21 protein-coding genes and 1 pseudogene are annotated in these 22,344 nt (G+C 53.5%); 12 read left to right on the forward strand and 10 right to left on the reverse strand.

Annotation, left to right across the window (positions count from 1 at the left end; all coding sequences use genetic code 11):
- Window positions 1-64 precede the first annotated feature (64 nt).
- From ACYVIS_RS00810 to ACYVIS_RS00835, 6 genes are all read left to right on the forward strand, one after another.
- Complete coding sequence (locus ACYVIS_RS00810) at window positions 65-439, forward strand: helix-turn-helix domain-containing protein (RefSeq protein WP_460872999.1); 375 nt, start codon at window positions 65-67, stop codon at window positions 437-439.
- Window positions 440-909: 470 nt separating this feature from the next.
- A complete protein-coding gene (locus ACYVIS_RS00815) occupies window positions 910-1,386 on the forward strand; it encodes a helix-turn-helix transcriptional regulator (RefSeq protein WP_233208377.1) in 477 nt (158 codons plus the stop codon).
- Between the two features lie 144 nt (window positions 1,387-1,530).
- Complete coding sequence (locus tag ACYVIS_RS00820; RefSeq protein ID WP_180016057.1) at window positions 1,531-1,743, forward strand: DNA-binding protein; 213 nt, start codon at window positions 1,531-1,533, stop codon at window positions 1,741-1,743.
- A gap of 675 nt (window positions 1,744-2,418) precedes the next feature.
- Window positions 2,419-3,546 carry a Fic family protein gene (locus tag ACYVIS_RS00825; protein ID WP_460873000.1) on the forward strand — a complete coding sequence of 376 codons (1,128 nt, stop codon included), beginning with the start codon at window positions 2,419-2,421 and terminating at the stop codon, window positions 3,544-3,546.
- 523 nt (window positions 3,547-4,069) lie between these two features.
- The gene (locus ACYVIS_RS00830; protein ID WP_460873001.1) at window positions 4,070-4,423 is read left to right on the forward strand and encodes a type II toxin-antitoxin system RelE/ParE family toxin; all 354 of its coding nucleotides are present in this window, start codon (window positions 4,070-4,072) and stop codon (window positions 4,421-4,423) included.
- Entirely contained in the window at window positions 4,416-4,751 is a 336-nt protein-coding gene (locus tag ACYVIS_RS00835) for a helix-turn-helix domain-containing protein (protein WP_180016054.1), read from the forward strand. The genes ACYVIS_RS00830 and ACYVIS_RS00835 overlap by 8 nt, the downstream gene beginning before the upstream one ends.
- A 326-nt stretch (window positions 4,752-5,077) precedes the next feature.
- On the opposite strand, the gene ACYVIS_RS00840 is transcribed toward ACYVIS_RS00835, so the two are convergent.
- From ACYVIS_RS00840 to ACYVIS_RS00875, 8 genes are all read right to left on the reverse strand, one after another.
- Complete coding sequence (locus ACYVIS_RS00840; protein WP_460873003.1) at window positions 5,078-5,245, reverse strand: hypothetical protein; 168 nt, start codon at window positions 5,243-5,245, stop codon at window positions 5,078-5,080.
- A 36-nt stretch (window positions 5,246-5,281) separates the two neighbouring features.
- Window positions 5,282-6,847: a dynamin family protein gene (locus ACYVIS_RS00845; RefSeq protein ID WP_460873004.1), complete on the reverse strand. Its 1,566-nt coding sequence runs from the start codon at window positions 6,845-6,847 to the stop codon at window positions 5,282-5,284.
- Between the two features lie 14 nt (window positions 6,848-6,861).
- The gene (locus ACYVIS_RS00850; RefSeq protein ID WP_460873005.1) at window positions 6,862-8,166 is read right to left on the reverse strand and encodes a GTPase; all 1,305 of its coding nucleotides are present in this window, start codon (window positions 8,164-8,166) and stop codon (window positions 6,862-6,864) included.
- Window positions 8,167-8,169: 3 nt separating this feature from the next.
- Entirely contained in the window at window positions 8,170-8,445 is a 276-nt protein-coding gene (gene catC, locus ACYVIS_RS00855) for a muconolactone Delta-isomerase (RefSeq protein WP_460873006.1), read from the reverse strand.
- 214 nt (window positions 8,446-8,659) lie between these two features.
- Window positions 8,660-9,595, reverse strand: coding sequence for a catechol 1,2-dioxygenase (catA, locus tag ACYVIS_RS00860; RefSeq protein WP_460873007.1), 936 nt, complete (start codon window positions 9,593-9,595; stop codon window positions 8,660-8,662).
- An 88-nt stretch (window positions 9,596-9,683) separates the two neighbouring features.
- Window positions 9,684-10,898 carry a muconate/chloromuconate family cycloisomerase gene (locus tag ACYVIS_RS00865; protein ID WP_460873008.1) on the reverse strand — a complete coding sequence of 405 codons (1,215 nt, stop codon included), beginning with the start codon at window positions 10,896-10,898 and terminating at the stop codon, window positions 9,684-9,686.
- Window positions 10,899-11,028: 130 nt separating this feature from the next.
- Window positions 11,029-12,084, reverse strand: a complete 1,056-nt coding sequence (locus ACYVIS_RS00870) for a 2-keto-3-deoxygluconate permease (protein WP_460873009.1) — start codon at window positions 12,082-12,084, stop codon at window positions 11,029-11,031.
- 49 nt (window positions 12,085-12,133) lie between these two features.
- Entirely contained in the window at window positions 12,134-12,925 is a 792-nt protein-coding gene (locus ACYVIS_RS00875) for a 1,6-dihydroxycyclohexa-2,4-diene-1-carboxylate dehydrogenase (protein ID WP_460873010.1), read from the reverse strand.
- Window positions 12,926-13,394: 469 nt separating this feature from the next.
- On the opposite strand from ACYVIS_RS00875, the gene ACYVIS_RS00880 reads away from it, so the two are divergent.
- The 3 genes and pseudogenes from ACYVIS_RS00880 (at window position 13,395) to ACYVIS_RS00890 (ending at window position 16,245) form a co-directional block, all read left to right on the forward strand.
- Window positions 13,395-14,279: a LysR family transcriptional regulator gene (locus ACYVIS_RS00880; RefSeq protein WP_460873011.1), complete on the forward strand. Its 885-nt coding sequence runs from the start codon at window positions 13,395-13,397 to the stop codon at window positions 14,277-14,279.
- A gap of 283 nt (window positions 14,280-14,562) precedes the next feature.
- Complete coding sequence (locus tag ACYVIS_RS00885) at window positions 14,563-15,321, forward strand: type IV toxin-antitoxin system AbiEi family antitoxin domain-containing protein (RefSeq protein WP_460873012.1); 759 nt, start codon at window positions 14,563-14,565, stop codon at window positions 15,319-15,321.
- 22 nt (window positions 15,322-15,343) lie between these two features.
- Window positions 15,344-16,245, forward strand: a pseudogene (locus ACYVIS_RS00890) (nucleotidyl transferase AbiEii/AbiGii toxin family protein).
- 48 nt (window positions 16,246-16,293) lie between these two features.
- Here the strand turns inward: ACYVIS_RS00890 and ACYVIS_RS00895 are convergent.
- Window positions 16,294-18,480, reverse strand: coding sequence for a DNA/RNA helicase domain-containing protein (locus tag ACYVIS_RS00895; RefSeq protein ID WP_232742413.1), 2,187 nt, complete (start codon window positions 18,478-18,480; stop codon window positions 16,294-16,296).
- Window positions 18,477-18,797, reverse strand: coding sequence for a nucleotide pyrophosphohydrolase (locus ACYVIS_RS00900; RefSeq protein WP_232742412.1), 321 nt, complete (start codon window positions 18,795-18,797; stop codon window positions 18,477-18,479). The genes ACYVIS_RS00895 and ACYVIS_RS00900 overlap by 4 nt, the downstream gene beginning before the upstream one ends.
- Before the next feature lie 145 nt (window positions 18,798-18,942).
- Between ACYVIS_RS00900 and ACYVIS_RS00905 the strand changes: the two genes are divergently transcribed.
- From ACYVIS_RS00905 to ACYVIS_RS00915, 3 genes are all read left to right on the forward strand, one after another.
- Entirely contained in the window at window positions 18,943-20,070 is a 1,128-nt protein-coding gene (locus tag ACYVIS_RS00905; protein WP_460873013.1) for a Fic family protein, read from the forward strand.
- Between the two features lie 23 nt (window positions 20,071-20,093).
- Window positions 20,094-21,104, forward strand: a complete 1,011-nt coding sequence (locus ACYVIS_RS00910; protein ID WP_232742410.1) for a virulence RhuM family protein — start codon at window positions 20,094-20,096, stop codon at window positions 21,102-21,104.
- A 495-nt stretch (window positions 21,105-21,599) separates the two neighbouring features.
- A complete protein-coding gene (locus ACYVIS_RS00915) occupies window positions 21,600-22,331 on the forward strand; it encodes a spermine/spermidine synthase domain-containing protein (protein WP_460873014.1) in 732 nt (243 codons plus the stop codon).
- Window positions 22,332-22,344: the final 13 nt, after the last annotated feature.

Below are 22,344 nucleotides of genomic sequence, written 5' to 3' on the forward strand. Positions count from 1 at the left end.
ATTAGTTAAGTACTGTTTTTTAATTACATATATACTTACAACTTACTCTTAATGAATCCGCCAATTGAAAAATACCATGACGCCGAGCCCTATAAACAGCATTGGCGAACGCTTACTTATCGCACGTAAGAAACGCCGCCTTTCCCAGGAAGCATTGGCCAACCTGCTCGATCCCCCGCTGAGCCAAAGCGCTATCGCCCATATTGAAAACGGCCGCAATGAGTCCTCGCGTCACATCGTTTGGATTGCTGCAGCCCTTCACGTCCGTGCTGAATGGCTTGTCACTGGCAAGGGAGAGATGTTTGAGGTGGAATGGCCATGGCCGGATACCCCTAGATATACAGTGGTGGAACTGCCTGCCCCCGTTCTGGAAGATATCGGTGACTACATCAAGATGAAGATCGGCCAACAAGCCAAAAACACCAAAGATGACCATTAAGCATCAACTAGCTAATCTGTTGGATTAAGCCCTCAGCGGCCGCGCAGATACAAAAGAAAACAATAAAAAATACCCGAAGCGCCCTGCGTTCCACAGTGAACCAGGGCGTTTCTTTTTGTCTCAATTCAAACCATATTTTTTGACTTTCCGACGTTTTTACTCTTCTATATGACCAATTCTAATTACTTATGTATTGACTCTGTTTAGTAGATACGTAATGATTACAACAACCCTGCTCTTTAACAACACAACACCGATAAATACCGCGTCCTGCCCGACAACGGGCGGTGCGAGTGCGCGGCTACCCGTGTCGTCAGCATCATGCGGGGCGACAAGCACCTGGGTAGGAGTAAAGCAGGTGAAAAATCATTTCTCTCTTGGGCTGGTAGCGACTGGCATAAACCGAGAGAAGTAATGACGATCCGTGACAACGGACGCCGGTGCTGCCAAAGGCAGGCCACATTCGATGGATGGCGCGTAATCCATTGATGACAGCGGCAAAGACCGCAGTTTTCAGCATCCCGACGAACCACAATAGTGGGCCAGCGGCGGGCTCTACCGAAAATGATCCAAGCAACTGGTTCCCATCGCGGCATCTTGGCGAACCAATCACGAAGGCGCTGGCCGCGCCTGCTTTGGAAAGCATCTTGGGTCATACCATCCAGGGTGCTTCCCAAGGTTTAACGGAGGAAAAAATGCAGCAACATTCCCAGCAACAGCCTTCTGACCATTCAGTAGGCAGAAACGAAGTCTCGCAGCCGTCCGACCAAGCACTTCTCTACCGAATACGTACTGCCGAAGCCAAACTCGGGGTTTCCAGGTCCACGATCTATCGACTCGTGAACGAAGGCCAGCTGGTACTAATCAAGATTGGAAAGCGATCCAGCGGTATCACCGCCGCAAGTGTGCATGCTCTCATCGAGCGCAATAAGGCTCTCGCCTACTGAGTCTTGCGTCCAGAACCCTCAGGATATACCCATGCCTCACCGGCGCAATGCGCTCGTGAGCCAGTTTTCTTCACTGTGCTGCTAGGCAGCAAATCACTCCCAGCAGATATTGCAACGCAGGGAGAAATAACCAGGAGTCATTCGATGACAACCGAAGAGCAATTGATTGAACGGTATGGACCGCTATTGTCGTTGGTCGAGTTATCTGAACTGCTGAAACGTAGCCCTGATGGGCTGCGGATCTCGTTACGAAGCCAATCCGAATTCGCCGAGCAATGGAATGCCGCACGGCGGAAAGTTGGCCGACGGGTGTACTTTCGTGCAAGCGTCGTCGCCGACTTGATTGACGCCGCATAGCGCTTATTTGCAAGTACTGAACTCCCGCCATAAGCAACTATCCGGAAATTCCGGATAGTTCAAAGACGGTTCCTCACTTCCGAAAGAGCTTACCCGGCTTTGAAAATCCAACAGCCTGATCGGATTTCGTTCTGTTTTTCACCTATAGCAAGAAATTCTGGACATTATCTAATCAAACGACTGCAATTTGACTTTGCACGTGAGGCCCAGTCAAGGGCCCAGTCGGAGGTCACTTTCCGATTGTTATTGATGCGACGGGCCAAGGTTTGTCTAAACCGAGAATCGCAGAAATCCCGACCGGCGTGCGCCTGGCTGGGCAGGCTATGACCATCGTCGCAGAAGCCTGCTAGCAGCACTCAGCCAGGGGCGAGGCTAGAGTCACGGCTAGAGTCACAGCTAGAGTCACAGCCAGAGTCGAAGCTAATTGTTCCATCTGAAATTAGACGACAAACTCCAGACAAACTTGCCTTGTCCGAAAAAATACACAGATATCGGACGGAAGTGCTCTATGAATGATATAAAACTCAGAGATTGATCCCGTTTGAACTCTTAGGAAATTCCGTATAGTTCAAAAAAATAAATGCACCATCGTCTCCTAGCGCACTACGCACGCGCTCACAAGCGGCTCTCATATCGAAAGTTGACGACAAGGCGAAAACACCCCACAATCACCGCATGAATTACGGAGATTACATCTGGCAATCACCGCATTGGCCTAACTGGGAATACGATCTCGCTTCCCTGGCAGAGCCCTTGGCAGCGGTGAGCCGTGGTCAGGGACTACTCCTTGGTCGCTTGGCGGACGTAGGCCTGGCCTTGCGTGATGAGGCCAGCCTCTCTGCATTAACTGAAGATGTCGTCCAGACCAGTGCCATCGAAGGCGAATCACTGAATGTAGCCTCAGTCCGATCCTCGGTCGCTCGTCGCCTGGGCGTAGACATCGGCGCTCTGGCCCCTGTGGATCGTCACATAGAGGGCGTAGTGGATATGGTACTGGACGCAACCAGCAAGGCGACCACCCCGCTAATTGCTGAGCGCCTGTTCGGCTGGCACGCCGCATTGTTTCCCACTGGCTACTCTGGCATAAGCCACATTCACATGGGCACCTGGCGTGACGACTCCACTGGCCCCGTGCAAGTGATTTCTGGCTCTATTGGCCGTGAGAAAGTTCATTTTGCAGCGCCTCCGGCCAATCGCCTGCCTGCAGAGATGGATCGCTTCCTGACCTGGCTGAATGACACCAATCCCAAAGAACCCACCCTACTGCGTGCGGGCTTGGGACACTTATGGTTCGTCACGCTACACCCATTTGATGACGGCAATGGACGGGTTGCCCGTGCCATAGGCGATCTGCTTCTGGCCCGCGCGGATGGAAGCACACAGCGGTTCTATAGCCTCTCCGCGCAAATTCAGCGAGAACGCAAAGCCTATTACGACATTCTTGAACGCACGCAAAAGGGCGACATGGATGTGACTGGCTGGCTGGAGTGGTTCCTGGCAACTTTGCTAAAAGCTGTCGAACAAGCACATGGCACCTTGGATCAAGTGCTGGCCAAGGCGAAGTTCTGGCAACAGGCCGCAACGATCCCCATGAATAAGCGCCAGATCAAGGTACTGAATCGGCTGCTGGACGGATTTGAAGGAAATCTGACAACGAGTAAATGGGCTGCGATTGCCAAGTGTTCGCAAGACACGGCACTTCGCGACATTACTGAGTTAGTACAGTACGAAGTGCTCCGAAAAACTGCAGCCGGTGGTCGAAGCACACACTACGAAGTACGTCATTATGGTTCTAAGCGATGAAAACGCACATCTGGAAAAGCATGTTTCTAGATAATGAACTATCGGGAAATTCAGTTATTCGGAAATTTCGAATAACTGCTGCCGATGGCAAGAGTTATAACACCCAGCACTACAATCTGGCGGCAATCATTGCGGCCGGATAGTCCCTGAGGCAGCTGTCAAGGAATCCTTGACAGCTCAGTCTGAGGATGGTCGGCAGGTCAAGCGGAAGATTAGCGTAGCGTATCGCGTAGGCAAAAAAACCCACCAATTATGCGCATCACCTGTCAGACAGGGCTAAGCGTGGTGGGTGTGTTGCATACATTGTATGTGTTTACTTGTAGCAGCCAAAAACCCCAAAATGGGCATGATAAAACCCAATATGGGTACAACAACCTGAGCGGCCCAGGCAAGCCATTGCAGGCTGCCCACACTTGCAGAAAACGTCCTCTGGCTCAGGCGAGCATAAACCGAATACGTCCTCAAACTGTAACAACACCCCTTATCATCCCATAAATGGTATATTTACGTGACGCCTTCCTATATGAAACCACTGCTCTGGCTAGGTAGCAGTAAGAAAGACTTGCTAGCTCTACCAGTTGATGTACGTAAATTCTTCGGCCATGCGCTTGACGCCGCCCAACGTGGTGAACAACCCGAAGCGGCGAAAGTATTGAAAGGATTTGGCAGTGCAGGCATATTGGAAATAGTCGAAGATGACGCTGGCGGCACTTACCGAACCGTCTACACCGTGCGTTTCGCTCAAGCTATCTTTGTCTTGCACGTCTTTCAAAAAAAGAGCAAACGCGGTATTGAAACACCTAAGCCAGACATGGATATCATCCGTCAGCGCTTGAAGGCCGCGGCGATTGTCGCGCAGGAGTTGGAAAATGAATAAACGTATTGTTGAAGGAGTCGAAGTCGAGGTCAGTTCAGGTAATGTATTCGCCGACCTGGGCCTGCCCGATGCCGACAAGCTTCAGATCAAATCAGGGCTAACCGTTGAAATCGCCAAGGCTATTCGTGAGCGAGGATTCACCCAGGTCGAAGCAGCAGAGCGCATGGGCCTCACCCAACCCAAGGTTTCGAGTCTACTGCGCGGTGAGTTCTCGAACTTCTCCGAACGTAAGCTTATGGATTGCCTGAATCGTTTGGGCTACGACATTGAGATCCGTGTACGAAAAACGCCGGAACCAGTCGGCCATTTGCTGCTGATGCACGCCTAAGACGAAATCGAGCTGGCCGTGTCTAAAAGCTACTCTCGCTGTACCGAACTGTACTGCCGTACCTTATTTCGGTACAGTACAGGTACACACATCAGTTCTTTCGATTTTTACGAAATTACGCTAACCTACTGATTTATAATAAACTTTAACCATACAAATCTACGCTCACTTTCACCCCACTTCCCTACGAAAACACCTTCGCACGCGAACTCAAAATCCCCCGCCGCAAGGCGTGCCGATTCGATTCCGGCCCCCGCACCAGCTTAAAATCAAGGCTCTACCCAACGCCTCTCAGGGGCGTTCAAGGTGTGTTGGCTGGGCGGGCGCTAACCATCGATCAGATCCTCGACCTCCTTGGCTGACATCGAGCCTTCGACCAAGCCATCCGGAAATTGATCAGGCAGCTTGGCCAGCCACGCTTCGCGGGCGGCCGCCTGGGCCGCAATCGATGGTTTTTCTGTTTCGCGGGCATATCCATGATCCTTTTTCCTCATGATATGCCCTGCCCACAAAATTCCAGACACTCTCATTCAAACCGGCGCCGGTTGGTGTAGCGCCTTGGCCTGCTCGGCCAGTTCTTGGGCGTGCATTTGTAACATGGTCTGCAAATGCAGGCATGCATTCAGCAAGCGATCCACGGCTACGCAACAAGGATCAATCAAGCGCCCAAGCTCCGAATCGCTCAGGTACTGCTGCACGATCTCGCTAAGACGGAGATATAGTTTCTCGCCCCAATCAGCCACTTCCAGGCTTTGTGCGCTCAATAACCCCTTGCCCATACGGCTTTCCAGTCCGCTCGCCTGCAAAATCAGCATGGGCTGCCAAGACGCCAGTTGCTTCGTCAACTGTGCTTGCAAGGCACTATCCAACGCCTGTGACAGCTGTGCGCACACTGTTTGAACCTTATCACGCCTGGATTGTGCTTGCTGGTCGTTACGCGTTTGAGCGTCGATCAAGTCGGGCAACAAGGACATGACGCTACGCCAAACGGCGTTACCTGCATTGGTTGGGCAGGCATGCATTCGAGCGCGTTCCGCGTGCAACGTGTTCTGCAGCGCCGCCAGCTCTACCAACAGTCGCTGCTCAAGTGGGGTTTGCACATGCTCTTGCAGGTGGTGCAGCAGCACTTCAGCAGGCTTGCGTTGCTTGTACGCCAGCGCTGACGCAGCAAGTTCCTCGAGCGCCGTGAACAATCGATCAAAGCCCGCCGCCCGCAGGCCGGCTTCATCGTTCTGGTCCAGGGCCATGTGCACCGATACCGAAAGTGCAGGCCGCAGCAGCATGGCATTCACACCGAGTTGCTTGAGCTTGGTGTGTGCCCGCGCGCCTACATCACACTCTTGCAATCCGCGATTATCGGCAGTCTTGTTACGTAGAATTTTGCATATCTCGCCACCGATTTCGTCTTCGTCGAAGACGTCGCTCCGTGTAATCACTGGCAACAAAGGTTTGTGACGTTGCAGCTCGCGCGCAAGCTCATCGAGTTCCTGCACCTGGCCGGGCGAGGTGGAACTACTTAACCACAGCACGGCATCGGCACAGTCGGTAAAGCGCAGCGTCAGCTCAGTGTTCTCGGCGGTCATCGAGTGCAAGCCTGGCGTATCCAGCAGAACAAGGCGGTCACCTATCTCCACGCCTCGCACACAGGCCGTCGTTTCGGTTGCGCCTTCGGCAAAGCCGAAGCCGGTGTGAACGATGCGCCCGTGTTCAAGCTGGAAGTGCCTAACATTCCAGCCATGGATCGCCAGCCTCTCGGCCAAGAAGTTGCATAATGAACTCTTGCCGGCATTGAACTTGCCAAAAACCAGCAGCATCAACTTATCATCAAAGCGTTCAGCAACCGACCTCGCAAGCTGCAATCTGTCCCACTGCGCCGCCCTTTCGTCGATGATCTCCCGCGCCACTGCCCGCAAGGCCCGCAATTGCACGGCTAGCGCACTATCGTCACGCAGCTCGCCTGTGTCTGGCATCCACTCGTCCAGGATGGTCTGCAGTTGCGACAGCCAGTTCCACATCCCGTGCACTATGCGCTCAAGATCGATTGCGGGCTCAGATGAGCCCGCCAACACGCGCATTAAGCGCTGTTCACCAGCCATGGCGCGAGGCCTATTCATAGCTCAGGTTTCCAGACTCTCAGTACAGCCAGCGCCTCCCCGCAAGCGGCGAGGCCTGCTTCGCGCTGTGTAATCCGGTTTGCCAAAGCGCACTGTTCCTCCGAGAGTGTGAAATAGCGGCCGAATTCGCGTTGCAGACGTGCCCTCCCAGCCTCTTCGGCAAAAATCTTGCGCAAATCTTCCCGGTATTTCACCGAAATACCCATGACCGCCACCACCAAGCTGTTGAGGCTTTGCACTTCGACACGCTGAGCTTTCGGCAGGCTGGTTACACCGTGCTTGATCAGCACACCACCAATCTCGATGCAAGCACGAGAATAAGCAATCTGTAGCCGTGCGCGCTCACGCTTGCCGGCGCTGACCTTGAACATAGTGGCAAAAGAATCCGGCTCTAGCGCACAATCCGGGCCACTGCTGATCAGTATTTCTCGCAGACCCTCGCTCACCTTGTCCAGCACTGCCGCAAGATCTTCCTCGAAGGCCTTGCGCTGCTGGCGCTGGTTAGCCTGGCATTCTGCCAGAGCATTGGATGCCGTCTTTTCACACGACTCGCATTCGTTCTTTAGTTCGGCATGTAGTAGGGCGTGCTCATGACGTCGTGCCGCCGGCACCGCTGCCACGACCTGAGCAATCGCCGCTTGCAGTTCAGGAATACCGCTTCTTGCCACGAGTAAACGCTTACCCTCCTGTACCCCCCGTCGGTACCGTGTAGCCGAAACAGCATACGTCGCCAACACCTCTCCCTGTCCCAGCGCCTGGAGCTGCGTCTGCAGTACATCTTGAATGCCCTGCAATTGCGCTTCATCGGCCAACTGATCCACCTGAGTCATAACGAAGAGAGTCGTGCGGCGGCTACGCCCGGCATCGTGACAAAGCTCATCGAGCCACCGTCGTTCAGCCGCATCCAACTCGCCTTCCTTCGCGGCATGTACGAATAGTCGCACGTCTGAGAATAACCACACCGCCTGTTCGGCCAGCATATCGTCAGCGCTGTCGACATCGGCGTCCAGGCCGGGCGCATCCAGCCAACGCACGTCCTCGCAACAGCAAGCCGAGAGTGTAATTGTCTCGCGCCGATCCGCCACAACGAAAGCATCGTCCCCCAACAGCTCGTTGAGCAAGCGGCTCTTGCCATGGTTATATTTGCCGACCACGGTCACCACCGGCGCGTCGCACCACCCTGCCGGATCCGACAACCTGGCCAGTCTTGCGATCTCGCGGCCCTGGTTTGGCAATACTGCCAACACGGCTTGTTGCCCAGCCCCCGACAAAGTTTGAATTCCGGCCTCGCCGATGACCATGACTCAGATTGCCGATGGATGCTTGGCCAAAGGCGTAACCTTGATTTGCATATATGGGAACAGCGGCAACTGGCTTAACAACGTGTGCAACTCGTCATTGCTCTCCGCATCGAACACGCTGTAGTTGGCATATTCGCCCACTACGCGCCAAATATGTGGCCATTTCCCCAGCCGTTGTAGATCTTGAGAATACCGCTTCTCACACAGCTTGATGCGATTGGCCTCATCTTCAGAGATATCGGCGGGAATGTTGACGATCATGTGAACGAGAAAGAGCATAATTCAGCCCTTGAGTAAGTTTGTGTTGAAAATGAGAGCACCACCTCGAAAGCATGCGGCGCCTCCAGGTTCGAAAGATGCGAGGCCGCTATCGTTGTCAATCTCGCCCCGACAATCGCTTGCTGCATGGCTTTCGCACCCACCAGGCCAGTCGCTCCGCCAGGAACATCGGCCAATGCCTAGGCTACCCTGTTGACGCTCTTGTCAATCATATTCAAGCCGCCAGGCGCGGGCGGAGCACGACCTGGTTGTCCTCGCCACCGACCAGAGCCGTGAGCTCAAAGTCGAACACGATCTCAGTAAATGGACCTTCCATCCCGTTGGCCTTGATGCTGGCCTCGTCGGTATGCTCCACCAGTGGTGGCACCAGACCTTCGCGCGTGGCGTAAGCGAAGTCATCATAGACCAAGGGATCGCCATCGATGTTGATCTGCGTGGTTAATTTGCGGTGGTTATCCGCTGTCACGAAGAAGTGTATATGTGCCGGGCGGTTGCCATGGCGGCCGAGCTGGTTCAGCAGCGCCTGTGTAGGGCCATCGGGCGGACAGCCGTAACCCTTGGGGAGGACGCTCTGGAACTTGTAGTGGCCCTGATCATCGGCAATGATGGTGCGGCGCATGTTGAAAGGCTGCTGCTCGCCAGTGGGGTCGAAGTGCGAGTAAAAGCCTTTGGTGTTGCAATGCCAGACCTCGACCTTGGCGCCAGGAACTGGCTTGCCATCAGCACCAAACACCGTACCTTGCATAATGAGCGGATGACCATCTTTGTCGGTGCCATCATCAAGTCGGGCAAATCCTTGTTCCACTGGAGCGCCTTCCACATACAGCGGACCTTCAATGGTGCGCGGAGTCTTGCTTTGGACGCCACGTTGCTCGTCCTCTGCATCCATGCGCATGTCAAGGAAGCGGTCAAAGCCCAGGCCGGGGGACAACAGCCCCGCTTCGCCGCGCGCGCCCAAGGTATTCAGATAGGCAATACCGGCCCAGTATTCATCCGGAGTGATGTTCAGGTCGTCGATGGCCTTGAACAAATCGGAGATAATGCGGTGCACGATCTCTTTGGCTCGCGGGCTGCCTCCTTCGTTGGGCAGGCCTGCGGCAGTGCGCAGAAAATCCTGTACTTCCTGGGTATTAAAAATCTTGACGCTCATGATCTTCTCCTTTTGCTTGTCGGAATAAAGATGCTGCACTGAATGGCAGCGAGAATGGAAAACAGTGTGGGAATTGTGTAGGCCCTGGTCAGAGTGCCGTCACAGCCACTGCCGGCACGCTTACGCTGACGCCCTGAGTGCGATCACGCCTGAAGCGTTGCACGCGCTCTTCGTCCAATGTGATACCTAGTCCTGGGCCTTGCGGCACAATAAGATGAAAATCCTTGTACTCCAGCGGCTGCTGCAGGATTTCTTCTGTCAACAACAAAGGACCAAATAATTCAGTACCCCATTGCAAGTTGGTGAAGGTGGAAAACACATGTGCCGAAGCAATAGTACCAACGGGGCCTTCCAGCATCGTACCGCCGTACAACTCAATTTGCCCGGCATCACCAATTGCAGCGACCTGTTGGGCAGCCTGTAAGCCGCCGGATTGCTCGATCTTGATCGCGAACACATCGGCTGCCTCGGCGCGCGCCAGCGCCAACGCCGAGGCTGGACCGGTCAGGGATTCATCCGCCATCACAGCAATCGGGTAGCGTCCGCGCAGCCGCGCCAATGCCTCGGCAGTAGCCACAGGTTGCTCGACCAACTCGCAACCTGCATCGGCTAGCGCCGCCAGACCTTGGCGCGCCTGGAGTTCGGACCAAGCCATGTTCACATCCACGCGCACGCTGCCGCGATCCCCCAAAGCCTGCTTGATGGCAGCCACATGGGCCACGTCCTGTTGTATGCTGCGGCGACCGATCTTGAGCTTGAAGATCTGATGGCGGCGCTGAGTCAACATTTGTTCCGCCTCTTCGATGTCGCGACCAGTATCGCCAGAGGCAAGCGTCCAAGCCACAGGCAACCGATCGCGCTGGCGCCCACCCAGTAGCTGGGACAGCGGCAAACCGAGCCGGTGCCCAAGTGCGTCGTACAAGGCCGTTTCCACCGCGCATTTGGCAAAACGATTGTCGCGAATAGCATTACCAATATGGGCCATCACCGCCGGTACCGCATCGGCATCAGCGCCTATCAGCAAAGGGGCGAAATAAGTATCGATAGCCAGCTTCATGCCTTCGGGCGATTCTGCGCCATAGGCCAAGCCGCCAATTGTTGTGCCTTCGCCCACGCCGATACTACCATCCGAGCAGTGGATGCGCACCAGCATCAAAGTCTGGCTCTGCATGATAGTCATCGAAAGCTGATGGGGCCGGATCGTCGGTAAATCCAGCAGCAGAGTTTCAACCCGCTCAATAACTGTCGAGCCTGTTGTCGGGGAAATAGTATTTTGCAGCATGATGTCCTTAATACCCAACATGCACTTAGCGAGCATGTTGGTGATATTCGAGCAGGTTATTCTGTAACCCGTCTCGACTTGGATAGGTCCGAGCCATTTGTGTCAGCACGTCCCGCCAGATCGAGATATGGGAATGGGTAGACAATTACAACTAAGCAGTGGCTTCCTCCAGAACAACCTTGGTACTTCCGCATTCGTAAAGAACTTCTTCGTTCTCGGGCGTCACGCCACGACGCTTTTGCCAGTTGGCGAGCCAAGCGACGAAGAAAGGAAGCACGAATGCGGTGACCACGACTGCAGCGGCAATCTGAGCAGTCGCAGCGTCTTTAACGGCAAGATAACTAGGATCAAGCGCAGCCACCACCGCCGGTGTTGCAATGGCGTTTCCTGCCACGCTCGCCTCGGAGGCAGCGCTGACCAGGTTTCTTGATGGTGCGGGATGACGCCGAACAACGTGCCACACGTAAAGCGATGCAATGGCAGCTCCGCCTGAAAATATAGCCGTTGCCAGACCAAGGAGAATTCCAACAGAACCTTCGCCAACGAGCACTTGCAAGTTGATGCTGGCGCCGATGGCAAATGCGGCAAATGGAATAATGAGTTTTTCGCCAGCCTCAAGAAATTTTCGCGCAATGGAACTGATATTCCCAAGGATAAATCCAAAAATCATTGGAAAAATAGCGGAAAAAAGAGCCATCAACGGGAAAGCCGCCAAGCCCGCAACCCCAAGAGCCACCAACGTCAGAAACGGGCCGTCATTGATCGAAAGAATCGAGATTGCGCCTTTGTCGGTCCTGTTTCCGAATTGGCTGGTCAGCGCTACGTATAAAGAACCATTTGAGTTTGACATCCCAGCGATGATGGCCAGGGGGAGCATCCCCAGGAACGTGCCATCAGTGGCAAAGAAAGCGACAGACAGGCCAAACAATACAGCGACGCCAAACTTCGCCAATAACAGCACCAGCCCTTTCTCCACGGACGGAAGCGCAGCTTTGAAACTGATCTGAGAGCCCACCGCAAGAAAAAACAGTCCGATCAGAACTGCGAGTCCATTCTTGAACAATGCAGTGGTAAAACTACCTATCATCAGTGCTTCTGGGGCCACGGTGTTGACCACTACCCCCAGAAAGAGTGGCACGATCATCAGGGCCCCTGGGATTTTTCCAACTTGCAGCAAGAACCGATCGAATGGAGTGTATTCGTTCATTTTGTCTCATCCATAAAAAAATTTAATTAGTACGAGGATCATGGGGACGTCACCCTTGATCCCCCCCTCCCGCAGGTAAGACTGATCCAGTGATATAGGAAGCTTCATCGGAAGCAAGAAATAGCAATGGCGCAACCATTTCGTCTATCGTTCCGTATCTGCCAAGGTATGTGCTTTCCCTGGTTTGATCGATAATTTCCTGGTACCACGCCTGATCTTGATCCGGGAGGTCAAACGGATTTCCAAGTGGATTGCGGGGGACTCTCCTCACAGGAGCCTCAGTTCCACCAACAGCGACAGCCACGACACGGACACCCTTCGAGGCAACTTCCTTGGCAAGTGATGCAGTCAATGCGTTGACTCCGCCCTTTGCCGCAGCATATGGAACTCGGTAAATGCTTCTGGTTGCTATGGATGAAACATTGACCACCACGCCTTTTGCGCGTTCCACCATGAACGGCAGAACGGCCCTACTGCACCACAATGTTGGAAAGAGCGATCGTCTGATCTCGTCCTCAATGTGTGATGGATCGTACTTTTCAAACGGCCTCGTCCATATTGTTCCGCCAACATTGTTGAACAACACGTCAATCTGGCCGTAAGCGTTTATTGCATGAAGCGCCATCTCCTCGGCGCCGCTGTAGGTTTCCAGATCCACCTCAACTGCAGATGCCGTGCCACCGGATTCCTCAATTCTTTGTGCTACTTCTCGGACTAAAGAGGAACGGTCCGCAAGCACGACGGCTCCCCCCTCTTGTGCAAATTTTTCGGCTAGAACTGCGCCAATTCCTTGGGCGCTACCTGTAACGATAGCCACCTTCCCTTTAAATCGATTGCTCATTTTGAATATCCTGTGAGTGGATGATCGACTTTTTTAAATTTGAAATCTTTAGTCCACTCAGGTGGCGACAGACGGCGAACTGATACTGGACATGTGCGTCATTAAAGCGCAGCGCTATCCTGGCCTCCAATGCTGTTTCAGTATTATTTGATACCAAAAAGGTATTATTATTTGAATCCATCACAGATATCAATGCATTAGAATTGCTTGAAATGAATAAGCTATCGTTTTCCCCAATAGCGCCGGCGTCCATTTAAATGGAAATCCATGCAACCGAAAGCCATGAGTGATGTCGAGGTCAACGACCAGCGCTGATTTGTTCTGTCTTGTAGGAAGCGCTCCGGAGACTGCAAGGAATGCTGGCAAGACGCTATTGGCTCAATGGTTCAATTCAGTATCATGGACTTCAAAAGCGACTTTTCAGATACTCGCTAAGCACTTCAAAATCTACCTAAACCAAGGATCTCGCATGGAACTGCGTCAACTGCGTTATTTTGTTGCTGTCGCTGAATGCCGCAACTTCACCCTTGCATCCAAACAATTGCATATCGCCCAACCCCCCCTGAGTCGGCAAATCCAGATGCTGGAGGCCGAATTGGGTGTGACGCTGCTTCTTCGCAACAGCAGGCCGGTACGCTTGACCGAAACGGGTCGCGTGTTCTATGAGCAAGCGCTCCAGGTATTGGCGCGCATCGAGCAAATGAAATCGGCCACACAACAAAGCGGTGCTAATCAGCGGCGCAGGCTTGTCATCGGTTTCGTGCCTTCCGTGCTGTATGGTGGCTTGCCGATCCTGATCCGCAAGCTGCGCCAGCGCATTCCTGACATTGATTTGCAAATGCTGGAACTGACTACGTCCTTGCAAGAGGTGAGCGCATTGCAGGCAGGGCGCATTGACATTGGCGTAGGTCGTATCCGCAGCGCCGATGAGTCCGTGGAACGCATCGTGCTGGGCGAGGAAAAGCTGGTACTGACCGCCCCGCCTGGTCATGCCCTGGCGGCGTCCAGGGCGGCAGTAAGCCTCGCTGAACTGGCGGGTCAGAGTCTGATCGTCTACCCGCAGGAGCCCAGGCCCAGCTTTGCCGACTACGTGATCAGCTTGTTGCGAGATGGCTCCATCCACCCCAAGGAAGTCATCGAAGTACGCGAACTGCAGACCGCGCTGGGTTTGGTCGCCGCCGAAGGCGGCGTGTGCCTGATTCCCTCTTCAGCACGCATCCGTACCGATGTGGTCTACCGTGAAGTACAGGAAGAACGCGCTACCTCGCCCATCATCCTGATCCACCGTCTTGGCGATACATCCTGGTACATTGAGCCGGTGCTACAGCTCAGTCGCGAAGTTTTTTTCGCTTGAGCTTGCCCTTGATATCCGCCTCCCATAGTCGTAATCCTCCCGAAAAATGAACGGCGTTACAGGTAGGATTTTCTAACCGCAGCATTTAGGGAATTTTGCATGAAGACCTCACGTTTTACCGATAGCCAAATCATTGCCATCTTGAAACAGACCGAACGCAGCACAGCGAAAAGTTGGTCGACGCGTTTACGTCCGTGCGAGCGATGTCGCCGATTTGATTGACGCCGTATAGCCTGTCTTTGAAAACCCAACAAAATGATTGGATTTTGTGTTGTTTTAACCTATGGCTGGAAATTTACGACATAATCTAATCAAACGGCTGCAATCCGACCTTCCACGCGGTGCGCCATTTGACTTGACCACCCTGGCCGCGCTAGGGGTGTCGCCCAAGCTCGCCGCAGACTATGCCAACAATGGATGGCTCGTGCGCTTGGCTCAAGGCGTCTACGCTTTCCCCAATGACCACTTCAGCGTCTACGGCGCATTACAGCTTCTCCAGCAACACGTGCCTGACCTGCATGTCGGGGGCAAGAGCGCACTGGCCTTGCATGGCGTGAGGCATAACCTGGGCAGCCGCGATACGCTGATGTTGTGGGGTGATGTCCGCCACACCCTGCCCGCCTGGTTCACCGCGCGCTTTCCGGCACGCTACGTCTACGCCAGCCTTTTCGACTGGTCCGACAACGCGCTGCCTGCCAAGACCTTGGGCACGCCGCCCGGCCAACCCGATGGACTGCGCGTACCGGTTGCGGAACGCGCCGTGCTGGAAATGCTGTACGACGCCGGTACCAGGCAAAGCCTGGAAGAAGCACGCAATCTTTTTGACGGCCTGCGTTCACCACGCAAGGAACTGCTCGGCCAGTTGCTAGCTTGCTGCACCAGCGTGAAAACCGTTCGCCTGTTCCTCACCTGGGCGCGGGAAACCGAGGTGGTGAACTCTGATGACCTCCTGGCTCGCTATCCCCTGCGCACGGGTAGCAACAAGCGTTGGATGAGCCAGCTCTCCGACGGCACATTATTAAGCCTGAACCCACAGGGATAAAACCTACGTTGATACGGTTCGCGTGCTGCTGGCCGTTACACCTGCCGTTTTCGACAACGATATTTTCGCGATGAAAGGCACGGCGATCAATCTTTTCATACAAGATATGCCGCGTCTATCCGTCGATATCGACGTGGTTCAATCGGCCTTGGCAAACACAACGCGATGAAGCGCTGAAAGCCATCAACGATGAACTGGCCGCTATCGCCCAACGGGTCGAACCGCTTGGAGTACAGACACGCCTGATTCGCAGCAAGGATCTGAATGACACCAAGTTGATCGTCGTGAATGACACCAGCCAAGTCAAAATCGAAGTAAATATTGTTTTCCGAGGTACGGTGCTGCCGGTCGAACATCGCCCCTTAAGCGCCAGAGCCCAGCGACCTGTTCGGTGTCGAGTTCGAGACACCTATCGTCGCTCGTGATGCACTGTACGCCGGTAAACTGGTTGCCGCCTTGGACCGACAACATCCATGCGACTTGTTCGATGTGTGGCAACTGTATGAGTCGGGCGGCCTCAGCGACGGCATGGCTGAATGCTTCGTGATCTACCTGGCTGGACACAATCGCCCGCCGCATGAGGTGCTGTTTGGCAACGACAAAGATATTGCGGCAGAGTACGAACGTGCTTTTGTAGGCATGACCAAAGTGGACTGCTCGCTGGAGGTGCTACTTGAAGCACGCGCCCGGTTACGGCAAGACCTTCCCGAGCGATTGACTGACAAACACAAGCAGTTCCTGGCCGGGTTGGTGCGTGCAGAACCTGATTGGTCTTTACTGCAATGCACCCATGCTGCCGACCCTCCCGCCTTGCGCTGGAAGCTCGCCAATCTCGAAGCCCTCCGTAAACGCCAACCTAAAGATTTTTCTGTACAAGCCGATGCTTTGGTCGCTGGCTTGGATCAGACTGGCTCCGTCTACTAACGGCAGTGGGCAGCCGACATGAATGTCCATTCCGTTAAAAAACGCAACTTAACTGATGACGCATATGAATTCACCAACAACACGATAACGATATTCGTCGTCGTTGCTAAGCTCAAGCGTAGCAAGGTTTGGATCGGTCGACCGTGGTTTCAAGCGAATTTGCTCGTGATGCCACCCCTCTTCAGTATCAATCTTGATACTTTCGTATTCCTTGACTGTGTACCGAGAGCCTGCATCACCATCTTGGGTGTCGGCGCACTCAACCAGCACGATTTTGCCGTTTCGGCTCCCGCCTGGATTCAAACGAAAAAGGCAGATTGAGCCATTAGGAATAATTTTATTCATTGATTCGCCCACAACCTGGCAGGCAAATAGGTTTTCACCCGCCACTACACCTTGTGGCACAGCAACCCAATTTTTATGCTCGACGTGCTGAAACTCGCTGAAACCGCCGGCAGCAGCCTGCAAGTCGTAGAAAGGCACGGCATTGACGTAGGGTACTAGCGTTGCAACTGGCTTGATCAACTTGCCAACGGCAGGTTTGTACACGGGTATATGCTGCTTCAAATAATCACGAAGACCATCATCACAAGCGTAAACAAAAGCACCCTTTATGCCGCGCAACATAATGGTTCGGTAAATATTCAGTATGTATTGCTTCAGCTCAGCCGGGTTTTTTATAGCTTGTTTGCCATAGCGGTCAAAATAATGGTCCTTATAAATAACAATCTGGCCGCTCTCTTTGTCATAGCGGATTTCTTTCCCAAAAATGACGCCAGTGTAGTTAAGGTCATAGCCTTGGGTAGTATGAATACAGCCAACGTCGTTTTCAGCGCCTGCGGAATTGATCCAGTCGATATTGGTGCGATTCCAGTAGAGCTGGACGCCGTCAATTTCGATATCGTGCTGATCCGGATCATCTTGTGATCGCCATTTCCACGCATAACCTGCGACCAAGCGCGCCAAACCATATTGTTTATTCCTCAGTCCGATTTGCTTCACCAGTTCGGACATGTCGTCGAACAACAAAAACTCGTATTTCTTTGAGCGGAATTCTTCGTCTATTGCCAAGCGTGTATTCAGAAGACCGTCAATGAACTCCACATAGTGCTGACCTCCCTGAACACGAAACTGGGAAACCAGAGCCATTACCTTCGATTCGGGCGACGATTTAATTTTCTGGAAATCGCTGGCATTGGCATCAGATGGTTTAATTGATTGGTTCGGGTCATAGAAGAAAACCGCCTTATCTGCCTGCTGACTTACCCAGTCAACCTCGCTGCAGGTGTGCTTATCCAGCCCAAGTGTCGTGCAGGCTTTGTCGAAGGCGCCAAAGTATGCCCCCAAGTTAACGCGCTTGCGCAACCGGTGTGACTCATCGACAAGCACAATATCGTATCGCTGCTTTGCCAGCTCCGAAGGACTGATGACCATGTCTGGATGCAAGCCAACCACATTCCTGAACGCCTTTTTCAAAGTGCTCCTGAACGAACCCATCGGTACGACCAGCGCCATGCGCGGCTTTATGTATCGTTGTTTAAGCCGCATCAGCAGGTCGCGCAGCTCAGTTTCTTCTTCAGAAAATTCGCGCAAGCTCAGGTCGGTATTATCGGAATGGATAAGCTTGAAAAGAAAGATGGCAAGAACTGACTTTCCGGTTCCCGCGCCACCTTCCACCACCAGATTCTTCAACCCAGGGTTCAGCAGGGCACGCATTATCTCTATTAAGCCTTGCCGTTGATCGACTGATAAAGATTTGTAGGGCGAGTACTTAAAGACATCAGAGTTATCGATGGCTTCGAGCGAGTGTTCTGCAACCCCTTGTGCCCGCAATTTGTTCCAGGTTTCACGAAAGATCGGCGAATAAAGCTCGTCTTTCTGGTAGTAATTGTGGTCGACCAGACCCAGATTGCCGTTCAGTAGCTTGAAGCGACCGTCGGCCGCGATATATTTAATAAGCCCCGACTCGATATCAAGCGTCGCTGATTTGTTGAAACGCTCACTGCTGATCAGGTGCACCGTAGTTAACGATTTTTTGTCTACATGCTTTAGATGCGTGCCTAAACGAGTGAGCGTGTCGGTGGTTTCGCCAACGTAGGCACGGTGCGTGATGCCATCGCTGAGTATATACACCAGAGGCCAATTATTGGTGGCGTAGGCGTTGGCCTTTATGCCGTTCAAAGTGTCGACCGAAAAACCGTATCGGTTCACTTCGACAAGATGCTGCTGACTCATAGCTCAGTATATTTTTTGGCGCTACCCTTGGCTTTATCTATAGGGTACTTTGCTTCGTTGCGCTCAATTTTATCTAAGACGATTTTTTGAACATCAAAACCGTAAGCATCGGATAGCAGCAGGGCATAGGCCAGCACATCCGCCAGCTCTTCCTTTACTTTTTCGGTATCGGCTGCTTCCGGTGCCTTCCATAGAAAAGCTTCTAACAACTCGCTGGCTTCAATGCTCAAGGCCATCGCCAAATCTTTAGGGTTATGAAATTGCTTCCAGTCGCGATCATCGCGAAACTGGCGCAACCTTTGCATGACTTGGTCCATTTGCTTAACCTGTTCTGGCTTAACCTAATAGAAGGGATAGTAACTTGCCCGAATCCAAGTTGCACTGAATAGCATCCCCTGGCGTTAGCATTGAAGGAGACACGCAGCAATTGACAGTCAGGCGAAAACACCCCATAATCACCGCATGAACTACGGTGAATATATCTGGCAATCGCCGCATTGGCCAAACTGGCAGTACGACCTTGCCGCCCTGGCTGAACCCTTGGCGGCGGTTAGCCGCGCCCAAGGACTGCTACTCGGCCGCTTGGCAGACGTGGGCATGGCCTTGCGTGCCGAAGCCAGCCTGTCTGCACTCACCCAAGATGTCGTCCAAACAAGCGCTATCGAAGGCGAAACACTGAATGTAGCTTCTGTTCGATCCTCGGTCGCTCGTCGCCTGGGCATAGACATCGGTGCTCTGGCCCCTGTAGATCGTCACGTCGAGGGCGTAGTAGATATGGTACTGGACGCAACCAGCCATGCGACCACCCCACTAACTGCTGAGCGCCTGTTCGGCTGGCACGCCGCATTGTTTCCGACCGGCTATTCAGGCATGAGCCACATTCACGTCGGCACTTGGCGCGACGACTCCACCGGTCCCATGCAAGTAATTTCTGGCTCCATTGGTCGTGAGAAAGTTCATTTTGAAGCGCCACCGGCCAAACACCTGTCTGCAGAGATGGAGCGCTTCCTGGCTTGGCTGAATAACACCAACGTCAAAGAACCCACCCTACTGCGTGCCGGCTTGGGACACTTATGGTTCGTCACGCTACACCCATTAGATGACGGCAATGGACGGGTTGCCCGTGCCATAGGCGACCTACTCCTGGCACGGGCTGACGGAAGTACGCAGCGGTTCTATAGTCTCTCCGCGCAAATTCAGCGGGAACGCAAAGCCTATTACGACATTCTTGAACGCACGCAAAAGGGCAACATGGATGTGACTGGCTGGCTGGAATGGTTCCTGACAACTTTGCTAAAAGCAGTCGAACAAGCACATGGCACCCTGGATCAAGTGCTGGCCAAGGCGAAGTTCTGGCAACAGGCTGCGATTATTCCGATGAATGAGCGCCAAATTAAGGTGCTGAATCGGCTACTTGATGGCTTTGAAGGGAAGCTGACAACCAGCAAGTGGGCTGCGATTGCCAAGTGTTCGCAAGACACAGCACTTCGCGACATTACTGAGTTAGTGCAGTACGACGTGCTTCAGAAAACTGCCGCCGGTGGGCGAAGCACGAACTACGAAGTACGTCATTACGGTTTTCAGCGATGAAAAAAAGCCAAAGGGAACAGGGCATGAGTGAATTGATTCTGTACACCAGCGAAGACGGCCAAACCCGGCTTCACCTTCGGGTGGAGACTGAGACGATCTGGTTGAGTCAGTTGGAAATCGCCGAACTGTTTCAGACCACCAAGCAGAATGTCTCCCTGCATGCAAAAAACATATTTGAGGACAATGAGTTAGCCCCTGAGGCAACTGTCAAGGAATCCTTGACAGTTCAGTCTGAGGGTGGCCGGCAGGTCAAGCGGAAGATTACTTACTACAACCTCGACCTGATCCTGGCTCTCGGTTACCGCGTGCGTTCGCCTCGTGGCGTGCAGTTCCGCCAGTGGGCCAGCACCCACCTCAAGGAGTTTTTGCGCAAGGGTTTCGTGATGGATGACGAGCGCCTGAAAAACCCCGGCGGCTGGGATTACTTCGATGAACTGCTAGAACGGATCCGGGACATACGGGCCTCGGAGAAGCGCTTTTACCAGAAGGTTCGTGATCTATTCTCGCTCAGTTCTGACTACCGGGCTCGCGAGCGGGAAACGGCGCTGTTCTTTGCCGAGGTACAGAACAAGCTGCTCTATGCTACCACTGCTCACACCGCCGCCGAGCTGATTCTGAAACGCTCTGATCCCAGCCAGCCCAATATGGCATTGACCAGCTGGAGTGGCTCGCGGGTGCGCAAACAGGATGTCATCGTCGCCAAAAACTACCTGACAGCTGATGAGATAGACACACTGAATAGGTTGGTGGTGATCTTCCTTGAGCAAGCCGAGTTGCGAATCAAGCAGCAGAAGGAACTGACCTTGGACTTCTGGCGTAACAACATCGACAGGATGCTGGCTTTCAACGACCAGGCCGTCCTTGACGGTGCCGGCTCAGCTAGCCGCGAGAACATGGAAAAGATTGCTCGTGAGCGTTATGAGGTCTTCGATCAGCAGCGGCGTATTGCGGAAGCCAAGGCAGCGGATGCTACGGATTTGAAGGAAATCGAACAGCTGGAACAAGACCTTAAACACAAGAGTAAAAAGCACTGACAGGTATCATCCATCAGCGCTTGAAGGCCGCCGCGATTGTCGCGCAACTACTAAGGATTTCTTAGTAGTTCGAAAAGAAGGCCAACGTCAGGTTCGACGCCGCATCAAGCACTACAACCTGGATGGCGCCCATTAACCAACAGCGCGTCACAGAGATGACTGTACTGAACTGTACCTCTGCACCCTATTTCGGTACAGTACAGGTACACACATCAGTTCTTTCGGTTTTTACGAAATTACGCTAACCTGCTGATTTATAATTATTTTTAACTATATAAATCTACGCTCACTTTCACCCCGCTTCCCTACGAAAACGCCTTCGCACGCCAACTAAAAATCCCCCGCCGCAATACACACTTAACGCTGTTTCCTACCACAAAGGCCGTTGACCTCTTGTAAGCTCAAAGCCGTCAACCCCCACAACGCATCCCGGCAACACAACGCCGACCACAGGAATTGGCGATAATGCCATCTCCCCATCCCACCAATAAGACCATGCTGAACATCCTGGAAAACGATGGCGTGCGCACCCTGCATTTTGGCTCACCTGCCGTGCAAGGCGCCATGCGCATCGATCACCCGGACGACATTGAACTGGAATATGTCCAGCAAATGATGATGTGGTTGCTGTTTCGCGCCAACGTCGCGCACATTGTCCAGCTTGGCCTTGGCGCAGCGGCGCTAACAAAATTCTGCGACCGCCACCTGGCGCCGGCCACGGTCACCGCGGTCGAGCTTGATCCCGACGTCGTCGATATCTGCCGCACCCACTTCGCGCTGCCGCCCGACAATGAGCGCCTAAGCGTATTGAACATGAATGCCTTGGATTATGTGACGGACTTTTCCCGTCGCCGTTCAATCGACATTCTGCAAGTTGATTTGTACGACGCACAAGCGAAAGGCCCCCTGCTGAGCACTGACGCCTTCTATGCGGCATGCGCGAACTGCCTGACCGCCAAGGGCATGATGACTGTGAACTTGTACTGCGACTGGCCGGATCACCTGCACCATATCCAGATGATGGAGAAGTCCTTCGAGGCAGTGGCATGGCTGCCTGAAGTACACGACGGCAACATGGTGGCGATCGCATTCAAGCAGCCACCCTCCGTAGATTTTGACGACCTCTATGCACGCGCTGTGGAAATACACGCGACGCTAGGCCTTCCGGCGGAAACCTGGGTTACCGGCCTGCATGGCTGGATGAGCCAGGACATGGAACACTCTTGACGACTGCTACATA

The sequence above is a fragment of the Paralcaligenes ginsengisoli genome, from assembly GCF_054781135.1.

Excerpts from the sequence above, each read along its gene's own strand:
- ACYVIS_RS00815 (WP_233208377.1), top strand. The coding sequence starts at position 910 with ATGGCGCGTAATCCATTGATGACAGCGGCAAAGACCGCAGTTTTCAGC.
- ACYVIS_RS00820 (WP_180016057.1), top strand. The coding sequence starts at position 1,531 with ATGACAACCGAAGAGCAATTGATTGAACGGTATGGACCGCTATTGTCG.
- ACYVIS_RS00825 (WP_460873000.1), top strand. The coding sequence starts at position 2,419 with ATGAATTACGGAGATTACATCTGGCAATCACCGCATTGGCCTAACTGG.
- ACYVIS_RS00830 (WP_460873001.1), top strand. The coding sequence starts at position 4,070 with ATGAAACCACTGCTCTGGCTAGGTAGCAGTAAGAAAGACTTGCTAGCT.
- ACYVIS_RS00835 (WP_180016054.1), top strand. The coding sequence starts at position 4,416 with ATGAATAAACGTATTGTTGAAGGAGTCGAAGTCGAGGTCAGTTCAGGT.
- ACYVIS_RS00840 (WP_460873003.1), bottom strand. The coding sequence starts at position 5,245 with ATGAGGAAAAAGGATCATGGATATGCCCGCGAAACAGAAAAACCATCG.
- ACYVIS_RS00845 (WP_460873004.1), bottom strand. The coding sequence starts at position 6,847 with ATGGCTGGTGAACAGCGCTTAATGCGCGTGTTGGCGGGCTCATCTGAG.
- ACYVIS_RS00850 (WP_460873005.1), bottom strand. The coding sequence starts at position 8,166 with ATGGTCATCGGCGAGGCCGGAATTCAAACTTTGTCGGGGGCTGGGCAA.
- catC (WP_460873006.1), bottom strand. The coding sequence starts at position 8,445 with ATGCTCTTTCTCGTTCACATGATCGTCAACATTCCCGCCGATATCTCT.
- catA (WP_460873007.1), bottom strand. The coding sequence starts at position 9,595 with ATGAGCGTCAAGATTTTTAATACCCAGGAAGTACAGGATTTTCTGCGC.
- ACYVIS_RS00865 (WP_460873008.1), bottom strand. The coding sequence starts at position 10,898 with ATGTTGGGTATTAAGGACATCATGCTGCAAAATACTATTTCCCCGACA.
- ACYVIS_RS00870 (WP_460873009.1), bottom strand. The coding sequence starts at position 12,084 with ATGAACGAATACACTCCATTCGATCGGTTCTTGCTGCAAGTTGGAAAA.
- ACYVIS_RS00875 (WP_460873010.1), bottom strand. The coding sequence starts at position 12,925 with ATGAGCAATCGATTTAAAGGGAAGGTGGCTATCGTTACAGGTAGCGCC.
- ACYVIS_RS00880 (WP_460873011.1), top strand. The coding sequence starts at position 13,395 with ATGGAACTGCGTCAACTGCGTTATTTTGTTGCTGTCGCTGAATGCCGC.
- ACYVIS_RS00885 (WP_460873012.1), top strand. The coding sequence starts at position 14,563 with ATGGCTGGAAATTTACGACATAATCTAATCAAACGGCTGCAATCCGAC.
- ACYVIS_RS00895 (WP_232742413.1), bottom strand. The coding sequence starts at position 18,480 with ATGAGTCAGCAGCATCTTGTCGAAGTGAACCGATACGGTTTTTCGGTC.
- ACYVIS_RS00900 (WP_232742412.1), bottom strand. The coding sequence starts at position 18,797 with ATGGACCAAGTCATGCAAAGGTTGCGCCAGTTTCGCGATGATCGCGAC.
- ACYVIS_RS00905 (WP_460873013.1), top strand. The coding sequence starts at position 18,943 with ATGAACTACGGTGAATATATCTGGCAATCGCCGCATTGGCCAAACTGG.
- ACYVIS_RS00910 (WP_232742410.1), top strand. The coding sequence starts at position 20,094 with ATGAGTGAATTGATTCTGTACACCAGCGAAGACGGCCAAACCCGGCTT.
- ACYVIS_RS00915 (WP_460873014.1), top strand. The coding sequence starts at position 21,600 with ATGCTGAACATCCTGGAAAACGATGGCGTGCGCACCCTGCATTTTGGC.